Source organism: Nguyenibacter vanlangensis, from assembly GCF_038719015.1.
Taxonomy (GTDB): Bacteria; Pseudomonadota; Alphaproteobacteria; order Acetobacterales; family Acetobacteraceae; genus Gluconacetobacter; species Gluconacetobacter vanlangensis.
The window spans coordinates 1,773,512-1,785,831 of record NZ_CP152276.1; the positions used below are offsets into that span (position 1 = coordinate 1,773,512).

The window sequence follows — 12,320 nt, forward strand, 5'->3', positions numbered from 1 at the left end:
GTCTAGATGATGGTCCCGCCAACAGATGCAGGCGCGCCACCGCGCCCTGCTCTCAACTCGATATGCCAGGATCACATGAGTATCGATAACACCACCTCCGATAAGCCTGCTTCCTCCCCCCGCCTGCAGGTTCCTGGGCTATTCAAATGGATGGTGGGAGACATGGAGGTCACAGCCGTCAGCGACGGACATGCGACGTTTCCGTTGTCCATCGTCCCGGATGCCGATCCGCAGGAGGCCGAACGCCTGGCCCAGGCGGCGTTTCTGCCACCCGGCGACCTGCCTATGGCGATCAACACCTATGTGATTCGGCAGGGCACGAGGACGGTGCTCGTCGATACCGGAGCGGGCGGAGGCCTTGGTCCGCAGGCTGGCAAGCAGCGTGATAATCTTCGCGCGGCCGGCATCGATCCGGCGTCCGTCGACGTGCTGTTTCTGACGCATCTGCATCCGGACCATATTCTCGGGATGACGACGCAGGACGGCACGGCGGCCTTCCCGAACGCCGAACTGGTCCTGCATCAGCGGGAACTGGCTTATTGGTCGGACGACGCCAACATGGCGCAGGGGACAGAGTTCGAGCGCTTCCTGTTTCAGTCGGCCCGACAGGCGGTCGCGGCTTATGCGGGGCGCACGACTCTGCTGGAGCGGGACGAACAGGCCGTGAGTCCGGGCGTGATCGCGCAGGAACTCCCCGGCCATACACCCGGTCACACGGGGCTGCTGGTCGCGTCCGGCGATGGCCAGCTTCTGATCTGGGGGGACATCATCCACCTGCCGCATCTCCAGTTCGTGCATCCGGAATGGGGCGTTGGTTTCGATGTGGACCCCGCCCAGACCATGGCGACGCGCAGGCGAATGCTCGACAGGGTCGCGACGGACCGGATGATGGTCGCGGGCATGCATCTGGGCTTCCCCGGATTCGGCTATGTCGGTCGCGCGCGGGATGGCGCCTATGCGTTCGTGCCCTCCCCATGGCGTCATGCCTTCTGACGTATCCCCGTCGACAGGCTGCACTCCGCCGCGTACAAACCGTGTTCGACACCATGCCATGTCCGGCACCGGGGCGGGAGGATGCGCGAAGACGCGTCGTGACGCACCATCCAACCAGCAAGAGATCCCGTCCATGAAGCTCGCCCGCCATGACGTCCCCGGAGCCGAAAGACTGGCCATCGTAGACGATGGCGGTCGGCAGCGCATTCTTGTCTGGGACGAATGACGCAGCAGGAAGGAGACCGTCGCATGGCGGAAGACGCGTTTTATTCCTATGAACCCGCTGCCGGGCATGGCTTGGCGCATGACCCGTTCAACGCCATCGTCGGCCCCCGGCCGATCGGCTGGATTTCATCGGTGGACGGCGGCGGCCGCCTCAACCTGGCGCCCTACAGCTTCTTCAACGCGTTCAATTATCATCCGCCCATCATCGGGTTTTCCAGCATCGGCTGGAAGGACACCGTGGCCAATATCGCCGAGACCCGCGAATTTGTCTGGAACCTGACGACACGCGACCTGGTGCGCCAGATGAACGTCACCTCGGCTGCCGTCGCGAAGGGACAGAGCGAGTTCGACCTGGCGCGGCTCGCGCGGCTACCGGGCCGAACGGTCCGAGTGGACAGGATCGCCCAGAGCCCCGTTCATTTCGAATGCCGGCTGACGCAGATCGTCCAGCTCCAGGGGGCGGACGGGCAGGCGGTGGAAAGCTGGCTTGTCCTGGGGGAAGTCGTCGCGGTGCATATCCGCCGCGACCTGCTGCATGACGGGATATACGATACCGCAGGTGCCGTGCCGGTGCTGCGCGCGGGACGGCAAGGGGATTACCTGGCCGTCGAACGCGACGCCATGTTCGAATTGCTTCGCCCGCGCGCGGACGACGATGTGGAGGCCCTGCTTCGCGAAAGCCGGTGAGGCGCAGGCCGGCGCGGCCTAGCGATCGGTGCGGACTGCAGCGGCCGCTATGCCAGCCTTTGGACCTCCTGCAATCGGGCCGCAAGAGCCCCGACAAAGGCGCGGACCTTGGGCGGGACCAGGCGTCGGGTCGGATAAACCGCCCAGATCGATAATGGCTCGGGCGCCCCATCGGCGAGTTCGATCGGGACCAGAAGACCCTGGCGCATCTCATCCTGCACGTACCATGTCGAAAGATTGGCGATGCCGAGGCCGCCGAGGCACGCCTGCTGCAAGGCCTCCACCGAACTGGCGGTGAAGCGGCCCGCCGCCTTTACCCGCCTGCTCCCCGAACGTGAGAAATCCCAGTGCGATGTGCCTGTAATAAGCAGGCATTGATGGTGCGCGAGGTCGGCGACCGTCCGCGGCATTCCCTGTTCCGCGAGATAGCAGGGGGCGGCAAAGAGGCCGCGCGGGCTCTCGCCGACACGTTGGGCGATCAGGCCGTTCTCCTGGAGCACCGCGATCCGCACCGCGACGTCGATTCCCTGCGCGACGATATCGACGATGCTGTCGCTGAGCAGAAGATCGACCCGCAGATCCGGATGCGCGCGCATCAGGTCCACGATGAGCGGCCCCAGGATCTTGCGCCCGAAGGGAAAAGAGGCGGTGACCCGCAGCACGCCCGAAATACCGTCCCCGACGGGCCTGATGCTCGCGCGGGCGATAGCGGCGTCTTCCAGCAGTATCTGGGCATGGGGCAGGAACGCTTCGCCTTCCGGCGTCAGAGCGATCGAGCGCGTGGTGCGATGCATGAGACGGACGCCAAGGTCGTCCTCCAGCGCGGCAAGCCGGCGCGTGGCAACCATCGGCGAGAGGCCAAGCCGACGGGCAGCGGCGGCGAGGCTGCCCATGCGTACGGCCTCGACGAGCACGGCAAGCCTTTCCAACTCCATTATATCTCCAATCGTTATGCCGATATATATCTTCGTATAACTACATCACACATGGATATTCATCTAGATGTCGGGCTCTGGAACTGATGCCCGTGGCGCTCTCGACCTGTCCCTTGCACCACGGCCTGACTCATCGGGAGATCCGTCATGTCGACATATGCGCCAACCGCCTCGCATCCACCTGCGACCGCGACACCCGGCACCAGAACACTCAGTCTGGGGACGACGCTTGCGATGTCGGTAGCAGCGGGCGTCGCCGTCGCGAACATCTATTACAACCAGCCGATGCTCGGCGTGATCGAACACGCGTTTCCCGGCGACATGGCGGGTCTGATCCCGACGGCCACGCAGTTCGGCTATGCGGTCGGCCTGTTCCTGCTTGTGCCGCTGGGCGACCTGATAGAGCGCAGGCGGTTGATTATCGTCCAGTTCGCCATCGTCGCGATGGCCCTGGCGGTGGCGGGGCTGGCGCCGAGTGCCGGGCTGCTGGTTCTGGCGTCGCTGCTGCTGGGCTTTTCGGCCACCGTCGCCCAGCAGATCGTGCCGTTCGCGGCGCATCTTTCGGCGCCCGAACGGCGCGGGGCCACCGTCGGCACCGTCATGTCGGGGGTGCTGGGCGGAATCCTGCTCAGCCGGACGCTGGCCGGCTTCGTCGCGACCCATTATGGCTGGCGCGCCATGTTCTGGCTGGGCGTGCCAATGGCGCTCGCGGCCGGGGCCCTGATGGCAGCCGGCCTGCCCCGCAGCCATCCTCCGCAGCCGGGCCTCCGCTATGGCGCCCTGATGCGGTCGCTCGTCCATATCTGGCGCGAATTCGGCGCGTTGCGACTGGCGGCCGTCACCCAGGCGCTGCTGTTCGCCGCCTTCACGATCTTCTGGACGATCCTGGCCTACCGGTTGCAGGAACCGCGCTTCGGCCTGGGGGCGGACGTCGCCGGCCTCTTCGGTATTGTGGGCGCGGTCGGCATCTTCGCCGCACCCGTGGCGGGACGTGTGGCGGATCGCTACGGCCCGCACCGGGTCATCGCGCTGGGCGCCGTGCTGACCTTGGCGTCATGGGTGGTGTTCGGGCTATGGACCTCGATCGCCGGCTTGGTAGCGGGCGTCATCCTGCTCGATTTCGCTGTGCAGAGCGCGCTGGTCTCGAACCAGCATGTGATCTACGCCCTGCGGCCGGAGGCCCGCGCGCGGCTCAATACCATCTTCATGGGGGCCATGTTCCTGGGCGGGGCCGCAGGCTCGGCCGTGGCGACCACGGCATGGACCATGGCGGGATGGACCGCGGTCTCCCTGCTGGGCGGCGGGCTGGCGGCGATCGCCGTGATCCTCCAGCTTGCTGGCCTGAGACGCGAGGACTGATCATGCGCGTAGCGATCGTCGGAGGCTCCCTTGGGGGCCTTTTCGCAGCCGTGCTGCTGCGCCAGGCCGGGCACGCGGTGAGGATCTACGAGCGTTCCCACTCTGGGCTGGAAGGGCGCGGCGCCGGTCTCGTGGTCCAGGAGCAGCTTTCCTCCCTCCTGCGCCGCATCGGCCTCTCGCACGCCATGCAGGTCGGCGTCATGGCGAACGAGCGCATCTTTCTCGACCGCGCGGGCATGATCGTCGCGCGCCGGACGATGCCGCAGATGCAGATCTCCTGGGACTATCTTTACCGCGGCGTGCGCGCCCGTCTTGAAGACGGCGACTATGCGGTCGGGCGACCGGTCGTCGCGGTCGGGCAGGCGGCGGATATGGCGTGGCTGGAGTTCAGCGACGGCAGCCGGGTCTCCGCCGATCTGGTGATCGGTGCCGACGGGATCGGGTCAATCGTCCGGCCCGCCGTAATCGAGGCGGATACCCCGCGCTATGCGGGCTATGTCGCCTGGCGCGGATTGATCCCGGAGACCACCCTGCCCCAAGCGGCGGCGGCAACATTGCTCGACCGCTTCGCCTTCTACACCATCCCTCGGTCACAGGCGCTGGGCTATCTCGTGCCCGGCCCCGACGGAGAGACCGATCCTGGTCACCGGCGCTATAACTGGGTCTGGTATCGGCGGGCCGAGGACCTCGCGTCGGTGCTGACCGACAGGGATGGCCGGATCCATCCCTATTCGTTGTCGCGGGGGCGTATCAGCGACGCTGCCCGCGCGGCGCTCGTCGCGGCCGGGCGGCAGCAACTCCCGCCGCAGTTTCTGGGGGCCATGCTGGCGGAACCGGCGCCCTTCATTCAGGCGATCTTCGATTTCGAGACCCCGAGAATGGTGCGAGACCGCCTGCTGCTGCTGGGGGATGCCGCGTTCGTCGTCCGGCCCCATACCGCGATGGGGGTGGCAAAGGCCGCCGGAGACGCCCTTGCGTTGGTCGACGCCCTGGCCGGCGCACCGTTGGATCAGGCCTTGATCAGATATGAACGCGAGCGCCTCGAAGCCGGCCGTGCGATCGCCGCATACGGCCGAAGACTGGGCGCATCGATGGGCTGACGGACAATCGACAGACCACCGCCCAATGCCCCCGTGTTTTTTAGCACGGGGGCTCGCGGGCGATGGTCCAGTCGCACGGATCAGGCGGCATCCACCAGGACGATCTCGGAATCTTCCAGCGCCTTGACCCGCAAGGTTGCCGTTTCCGAAATCGCGGCGCCGTCACGGGTGTTGACCCGCACACCGTCGATCTCCACAGCCCCGGTCGAGGGCACCAGATAGGCCTGGCGTTCGGTGCCGAGCGCATATTCCGCGATCTGCCCGGCCTTCAGCGTCGCGCCCAGGACGCGGGCATCGGCGCGGATCGGCAATGCATCGGCATCGCTCTCATACCCCGACGCCAGGGTGACGAAATGACCGGCCCGGTTCTCCTTGGGGAACGGACGGGCACCCCAGCTTGGCGCCTTGCCTTGTGCGGTGGGGATGATCCAGATCTGGAAGATCTGGGTCTCGCCGGATTCCAGGTTGTATTCGCTGTGTGTGATGCCGGTGCCAGCGGACATCACCTGCACATCGCCGGCCTCGGTGCGGCCCTTGTTGCCCAGATTATCCTGGTGGGTGATCGCCCCCTTGCGGACATAGGTGATGATTTCCATGTCGCGGTGCGGATGGGCGGGGAAGCCCGTGCCCGGCGCGATGGTGTCATCGTTCCACACTCGCAGGTCTCCCCAATGCACGCGCTCCGGATCGTGATATCCCGCGAAAGAGAAATGATGTTTCGCCTTCAGCCAGCCATGATCGGCTCCGCCCAGGCTTGCGAATGATCTGACGTCTATCATCTGATACCTCCCGGCCCGTATTGGCCTGCTACAGGGGAAGAGATACGCCGTCGTCATCCGCATTTAAATGGAAATGAAAGAAATTCATTGGTTCCAATAATTACATTAAGCCAGGCACACGCAGCGATGACCCTTACGCATTAAAATGGCGACCATACTGTCTGCGGATACGGTGTGCGTATGGGCCGCGTCTGCGTCAAACGTTCAAACAACCATCAAAATCGACAAGAATGGGTCCGAAAACGCGTGGTAGAGATGCGCTGCGGCGCCCAACACCCATGACCTTACGGGAAAAGCTCCATCTTCATGTTGCTCGATTGTCGATCTGACTGGCGGCTATGGCCGCGCGGGCCGGTCGTCATGCTTCCATGGCACGCGCGGCTTCCGATTGTATACGAATCCTATGCCGCTCCGACTATCCAGGTGCCGGTTTCGTCAGTCATCTGGGAGAAACAAGTCTCCTGGATGGAGAGGCGAGAACGGAAGGAGTTTCTGGAGATCCTCCGTTGGCGCGCGGGCATCGAGCAGCTGGTCCTCATCCTCGGGTCCCCAAGGTAATGGCGCACGGCAAGGACGGTCGTCCTTTCGTGAATCCATCACGCGCAATCGTCCGGAAGGCTGGGCCGTCGTCGGGCACCTGTCTCTGCCGTTCCAACGCCCTTCCAGGAGCCCGTCGCCATGGTCCAGTCCGCCGCCCCTAGCAGCCCTACATCCCATCAGGAACGCATGCTGCTGCTCGGGCTGGGTCTGGCGACGGGCATGGAGTTCTATGTCGCCGATAGCATGAACCTCGTTCTGGTGGACCTGACGGGAACGCTGGGCGTCTCGCTGGACCAGGCGAGCTGGATCCTGACCACCTACAGTCTGGCGCTGTTCCTGGGCGTGCCAGTATCTGGTTGGATGGCGGGTCATTTCGGCCCCAAGCGCTATCTGATCGGCAGCGTAGCACTCTTCGCCATGGCCTCTGTCGGCTGCATGATTTCGCCGGGACTGGAGACGTTGCTGATCTGCCGGGTGGTGCAGGGGTTCGCGGCCAGCGCGCTGATCACCTGGTGGCGCAGCACGATCTATATCGTCCTGCCCAGGCCGCATCGCAGCGGCAACATGATGCGGGCATCGATCCTGTTGTCCCTGTCCAGCGCTACCGGGCTGATCGTCAGCGGGTTGATCGCCGAATATTTGAATTGGCGCTTGATCTTCGTCCCCGCTCTGCTGTTTGCGCTCGGCGCGATCTGGCTGCTGGCGCGCTATTATCCGCCCTGCCCGCCCTTCACGTCCGAGCGACTCAGAACCAGCGACTGGCAGGGCATGATTCTGCTGATGGTCGCCGTTGCGTCCTTGCAGATCCTGTTAAGCCGTGGGGAAATCGACGACTGGTTCGCATCGTCGCATATCCGGACGTTGGCATTGCTGGGCGTCGGTGCGCTGGTTCTGTTCCTGCTATGGCAGTTGCACCCCAGGAACAGGAACCCGCTCCTCCTGTTGACGGTGCTGCGGGACCGGCTGGTCTTGTCTGCGGCGGCGCTGGGTATTTTCACCGGCATGATCTTGTCCGGCAGCCTGTTCGTGCTGCCCGAATTCCTGCGCGGTGCGGCCTCCCAGACCCTCAGCGCGTCACAGGCGGGCCGGCTGATGGCTGCATATGCCGTGGCGGCAGCGGTCGTGCGCTCGGTGAGCGGCCAGCTTCTCAGCCGGACCGGCCAGCGTAAGGCGCTGGCGATCGCCATGATACTGCTGTCGGTCTCCATGCTGCTTCTGAACCGGCTGATGACGGCCGATACGCCCGCCGCCTATTACATGCCTGCCCTGATTTTGTATGGCGCCTGTCAGGCGATCTTCCTGCCCAGCGTCGGCAGCGGCACGATGTCGCGTGTCAGCGACGAGAAATTTCTCGATGGTGTTACGCTCTATATGACATTCCGGCAGTTCGGTGCGTCGCTGGGCGTGGCGCTGCTGACGATCCTGCTGGAGCGGCGAGAGACGCTGCATTCCTCACGCCTGTATGAAGCCCTGCGCGCCGGCCAGGGAACGACGGAGCAGTGGATGCGCGTGGGCGCGCAGACGCTGGCCGGCCGTGACGGCTTTACCCCGCACCGGGCGCAGGAGGGCGCGCTGGATCTGCTGGCGCATGCCGGCTGGCAGCAGGTGGAAACGCTCAGCTACGCCGACGCCTTCACGTTCATGGCGGTCATCGCCGTCATCACGCTGTTCGTCATTCCGCTGATGCCGCCGACGCCGGTGGTCAAAAAATAGCGTGGCCGCGCCCATGCGCTTTACATCTCCTTGAGGAAATCGATGAACGCCCAGGTTGCCGCTCCCGCGACGCAAGCTCCCAGCCCCCAGCCCGCCACACGCCCGAAAATGCTCGTCCTCGCGGCTGTGATCGGTGTTCTGGTGCTTGCCGGCGCGATCTACGTCTTCGTGCCAAGCTATTTCGAGGAAGAAACGGACGACGCCTATGTCGAGGCGCATATCCAGTCGGTCATTCCCAAGGTGCCCGCCTATGCGGCGCATCTCTATATCGATGACAACAGCCGGGTACATGCGGGCGACCTGTTGCTGCAACTCGATCCCCGCGATTATGAGACGCAGGTCGCCGTATCGCAGGCCGATGTCGCGGCCGCCGAGGGACGTCTGAAAGAAGCGCGTGACGAGGGCGAGGTGGCCACGACCGCCGTCCACCAGCGCCAGGCCGACCTGGAAGTCGCGCAGGCCCACGAATCCCTCGCCGACATCACGCTGAAGCGCCTGCGCAGCGTGACCGACGTGCGCGCCGTCTCTACCCAGCGCGTCGATGACGCCACCGCGCAACGACAGGCGACGCAGGCCGAGGTGCTGGCGGATCAGGTCGCGATCCAGGCCGCGCAGGCGCAGCTTGTGCTGGCGCGGAGCCACATCGTGACGGCGCAGGCGACTGTGCTGCAGGCGAAGACCCACCTCGCACAGGCGCAGTTGAACCTGTCCTATACGAGGATTTATGCCGACCGCGATGCAACTGTGGCCAACAAGCTCGTCGAGCCCGGCAATTTCGTGCAACCTGGGCAGCTTCTGTTCGTCCTGGTCCCGGACGCGCCCTATGTGGTGGCAAATTATCGCGAAACCCAGGTCACACGCATGCGTCCTGGCCAGAAAGTCCTGGTGCGGGTCGATGCGTTTCCCAAACGGTATCTCCACGGCCATGTCGATAGCCTACAGCCGGGTACCGGCTCACGCTTCGCACTGTTGCCGCCGCAGAATGCCACTGGCAATTTCATCAAGGTAGTACAGCGCGTTCCGGTGAAGATCGTCTTCGATGAACAACCCGAAATCCTGCGCCGGATTTCTCCCGGCATGTCGGTGGAGACCGAAGTGTTTTTCGGGCAGCACCCACATTGGCTCGGCCTGTTCGAATAAGAGGGCACGATGAACGCGCTGTCGTCTGGCTCAATCTCTCGCGCCCTTCTGTCCGCCTGCCTGCTGGTCGTTACCGGTGCCTGCACGGTGGGCCCCGATTATCACCCCCCACGGTCGTCATTGCCCACCCGCTTCGCCGAAAGCACGGAGAGCCGCGCCCGCCCGCTGCCCGACGATGGTGCTGCCTGGTGGACCAGCTTCCACGATCCGGTGCTGAATCGTCTGATCGACGCGGCCCTGCAGTCCGCGCCCACGATCGCGCAAGCCAATGCCCGCGTGCGCGAGGCCCGTGCCATGGTGGGTATTTCCGGCACCGCGCTACTGCCAAATGCGAGTGCGGATGCCGCGTTCAAACGCAATCTGGGCAGCCAGAACCTGCCGGTCGGCGTGCCGCCGGGCGGCCTGGGGCGCGGCGTTCACAGCAATCTGTTCCAGGCCGGGTTCGATGCGTCGTGGGAAATCGACGTGTTCGGCGGCATACGGCGCGGCATCGAATCCAGCGACGCGGGCTATGAAGCCGCGATCGAGGATCGGCGCGACGCGATCCTGACCCTGGCCGCCGAAATCGCCCGCACCTACATGGACCTGCGCGGAATGCAGGAACAGCTGGATGTCGCGCGGCGTAACCTGGTGATCCAGCAGGACGCGCTGGCGATCACCACGGTCCAGCTCAAGGCGGGATTGGCGCCGGTACTCGATCCCCTGCGCGCGAACGCGGAGGTCGAAGGCACGCAGGCCGATATTCCAGTCTTGCAGGCGGACATTCGCGGCGCGATCTACCGGATCGGCGCGTTGGTGGGCCGCACGCCGGAAGACCTTCTGACCCAGCTTGAACAGCCACGGCCGTTACCGGCGCTGGACCCGGATCCGCCGCTTGGCCTGCCGTCGGACCTGTTGCTGCGGCGCCCGGATGTAAGTGCTGCGGAACGGCGAATTCAGCAGGAAAATGCGAAGATCGGCGTGGCGACGGCGGATTATTATCCGCATTTCTCGCTGACCGGCGTCACCGGAATCGAAAGCCTGGACGCGTCGAAATTCCTGACCGGCGCAAGCCTGTATTATCAGGTCGGTCCCTCCATGAACTGGCTGATCTTCGACGCGGGTCGCACCAGGTTCCGGATCCAGGCCGAGCAGGCTAGGACGGATCGGGCCCAGGCGACTTACCAGCAGGATGTGCTGAACGCGCTGCGTGACGTCGAGGCGGCGATGGTGACCTACGCCAAGGCCCAGATCCGCTATCGCCATCTTAAGCAGGAGCGGGAGCAGGAAGCGCGGGCACTCTCGGTCGCACGCCGCCTCTATGCCAGCGGAAACGAGAATTTCCTGACCGTACTGGATGCGCAAAGGACGCTCTATCTCGTCGAGGATCAACTCGCCAAGAGCGATCGCGACTGTGCGACGGACCTGGTCGCCCTATTCAAGGCCCTTGGCGGCGGGTGGCAGGGTACGGACCGTGGCTGAAAACCGCGCGATACGGTGACGCCCGTCCAGGCACGGCTCATGTTCTTTTCTGTCGGCGCCATGAAGCGGGACTGATGCCGACATGTTTGGAAAAGACGCGCGTCAGATGGCTTTGATCGGCAAAGCCGCAATCCAGGGCGATATGACTGATCGGCATCGTGCTCCGATGCAGCATGTCCTGTGCCTGCTTGACACGTGCGGCCAGCAGCCAACGGTGAGGCGGCAGCCCGGTACTCTCTCTGAACGCGCGCGTGAAATGGCTGACCGACAGGCCGCAACTGGCGGCGAGTTCCTGAAGCGTCGGCGGGTCCTTGATGTCCTGTCGCAGCCATTCCTGAATGCGTCGCGCCTGGCGTGGAGGCAGGGCGCCGTTATCGGGCTGGCATGGGCGTTGTAGACGACCGTACGAATGACCGATGTGCAGACAGATCGCCGCGAAGATATGTTCGAGAAAATACGCGTTCGCTTCCTCGGGGCGGGCCAGCGCAGCATCCAGGATCTGTGCCATATGGTACATGATCGGATCCACGCAGTTGACGTCCGACAGACTGTCGATTTGGTCGATCCGCGGGACGCAGAGTTCATCCGCCAGGGCGGACAGGGCCGCGATCGGAACAAAGATCATCGTGGAATTCAGGCTGTGGCCGCGCAGATCGGCATAGCAGCACGCCCGAAAATCCAAAATGCCCAGCGACCCTGCGTCAGTTGGCGGCCGCCGGCCATGTCTTTCATCGATGAAGAAGTCGAATGGCTTTCTGGGCGCGCCACTGACATTGATCACAAACATCTCCTGAATCACGTTGGGCGTGGTCCAGCCAATGTCCGCTCGCTCCGAAACGTAGCGCGCTGCCAGGGGTTGCGGCGCACCGTCCCGCATGATCGCAAGATGCTGATACGTATCAACCTTGTCTTCGACACACAGCCAAGGCTTGTCAAAATCGATCGACTTCAATGCACTTCGGTTGCAGATCAACATCGATCATTCTCCGCTCGAACGTCCATCACCACGCGCTGTGTGATACCGGAACAATTCTTATTCGCAGTTGAAGCACACAATGCACCCTGGGAATATGAAAGATTGCAGATCCTGAACTCCTAGCAATGGATAAGGAGATCACGCACCCGAGCATCAAACGAGGCTTTTGTTTTGCACCATCATGCACCCGTTAAATAAAAAACTTTATAAATATAGATATTCCATATTTTAATTGTCGCTTTTGTGCAGAATGTCGTATAGTTTCATTTGTTGCAGAGCCGGGCCAATACCCCGCATATCAAAGGTCACAATCCTGGCCACTGCATGTTACCGTAGCTATGCAAGGCAGTCTCATCGCTGTTGTGGCTCCGGAATTGGAAACCTACCAAGGTACCATTATAAGCATCATCCC

General features: G+C 63.6%; 10 protein-coding genes. 7 read left to right on the forward strand and 3 right to left on the reverse strand.

Annotated features, from left to right (window positions below; genetic code table 11):
• Nucleotides 1-162 precede the first annotated feature (162 nt).
• Together AAC691_RS08145 and AAC691_RS08150 are read left to right on the forward strand one after the other, a co-directional pair.
• Nucleotides 163-993, forward strand: a complete 831-nt coding sequence (locus AAC691_RS08145) for an MBL fold metallo-hydrolase (RefSeq protein WP_342629656.1) — start codon at nucleotides 163-165, stop codon at nucleotides 991-993.
• Between the two features lie 249 nt (nucleotides 994-1,242).
• The gene (locus AAC691_RS08150) at nucleotides 1,243-1,905 is read left to right on the forward strand and encodes a flavin reductase family protein (RefSeq protein ID WP_176638407.1); all 663 of its coding nucleotides are present in this window, start codon (nucleotides 1,243-1,245) and stop codon (nucleotides 1,903-1,905) included.
• A gap of 47 nt (nucleotides 1,906-1,952) precedes the next feature.
• Here the strand turns inward: AAC691_RS08150 and AAC691_RS08155 are convergent, their stop codons facing one another.
• Nucleotides 1,953-2,840, reverse strand: a complete 888-nt coding sequence (locus tag AAC691_RS08155; protein WP_323992140.1) for a LysR family transcriptional regulator — start codon at nucleotides 2,838-2,840, stop codon at nucleotides 1,953-1,955.
• A 234-nt stretch (nucleotides 2,841-3,074) separates the two neighbouring features.
• Here AAC691_RS08155 and AAC691_RS08160 point away from each other — a divergent pair, with 234 nt between their 5' ends.
• Complete coding sequence (locus tag AAC691_RS08160) at nucleotides 3,075-4,199, forward strand: MFS transporter (RefSeq protein WP_342629657.1); 1,125 nt, start codon at nucleotides 3,075-3,077, stop codon at nucleotides 4,197-4,199.
• 2 nt (nucleotides 4,200-4,201) lie between these two features.
• Nucleotides 4,202-5,299 carry an FAD-dependent monooxygenase gene (locus tag AAC691_RS08165; RefSeq protein WP_342629658.1) on the forward strand — a complete coding sequence of 366 codons (1,098 nt, stop codon included), beginning with the start codon at nucleotides 4,202-4,204 and terminating at the stop codon, nucleotides 5,297-5,299.
• 80 nt (nucleotides 5,300-5,379) lie between these two features.
• Here the strand turns inward: AAC691_RS08165 and AAC691_RS08170 are convergent, their stop codons facing one another.
• On the reverse strand, nucleotides 5,380-6,078 hold the full coding sequence (locus AAC691_RS08170; RefSeq protein ID WP_342629659.1) for a pirin family protein: 699 nt from the start codon (nucleotides 6,076-6,078) through the stop codon (nucleotides 5,380-5,382).
• Between the two features lie 678 nt (nucleotides 6,079-6,756).
• On the opposite strand from AAC691_RS08170, the gene AAC691_RS08175 reads away from it, so the two are divergent.
• From AAC691_RS08175 to AAC691_RS08185, 3 genes are read left to right on the forward strand one after another with little or no spacing between them, the layout of a single operon-like run.
• Nucleotides 6,757-8,331, forward strand: a complete 1,575-nt coding sequence (locus AAC691_RS08175; RefSeq protein ID WP_342629660.1) for a DHA2 family efflux MFS transporter permease subunit — start codon at nucleotides 6,757-6,759, stop codon at nucleotides 8,329-8,331.
• Nucleotides 8,332-8,373: 42 nt separating this feature from the next.
• Complete coding sequence (locus tag AAC691_RS08180) at nucleotides 8,374-9,471, forward strand: HlyD family secretion protein (RefSeq protein WP_176638411.1); 1,098 nt, start codon at nucleotides 8,374-8,376, stop codon at nucleotides 9,469-9,471.
• A 9-nt stretch (nucleotides 9,472-9,480) separates the two neighbouring features.
• The gene (locus AAC691_RS08185) at nucleotides 9,481-10,932 is read left to right on the forward strand and encodes an efflux transporter outer membrane subunit (RefSeq protein WP_342629661.1); all 1,452 of its coding nucleotides are present in this window, start codon (nucleotides 9,481-9,483) and stop codon (nucleotides 10,930-10,932) included.
• Between the two features lie 37 nt (nucleotides 10,933-10,969).
• Here the strand turns inward: AAC691_RS08185 and AAC691_RS08190 are convergent, their stop codons facing one another.
• A complete protein-coding gene (locus tag AAC691_RS08190) occupies nucleotides 10,970-11,908 on the reverse strand; it encodes an AraC family transcriptional regulator (RefSeq protein WP_176638413.1) in 939 nt (312 codons plus the stop codon).
• Nucleotides 11,909-12,320: the final 412 nt, after the last annotated feature.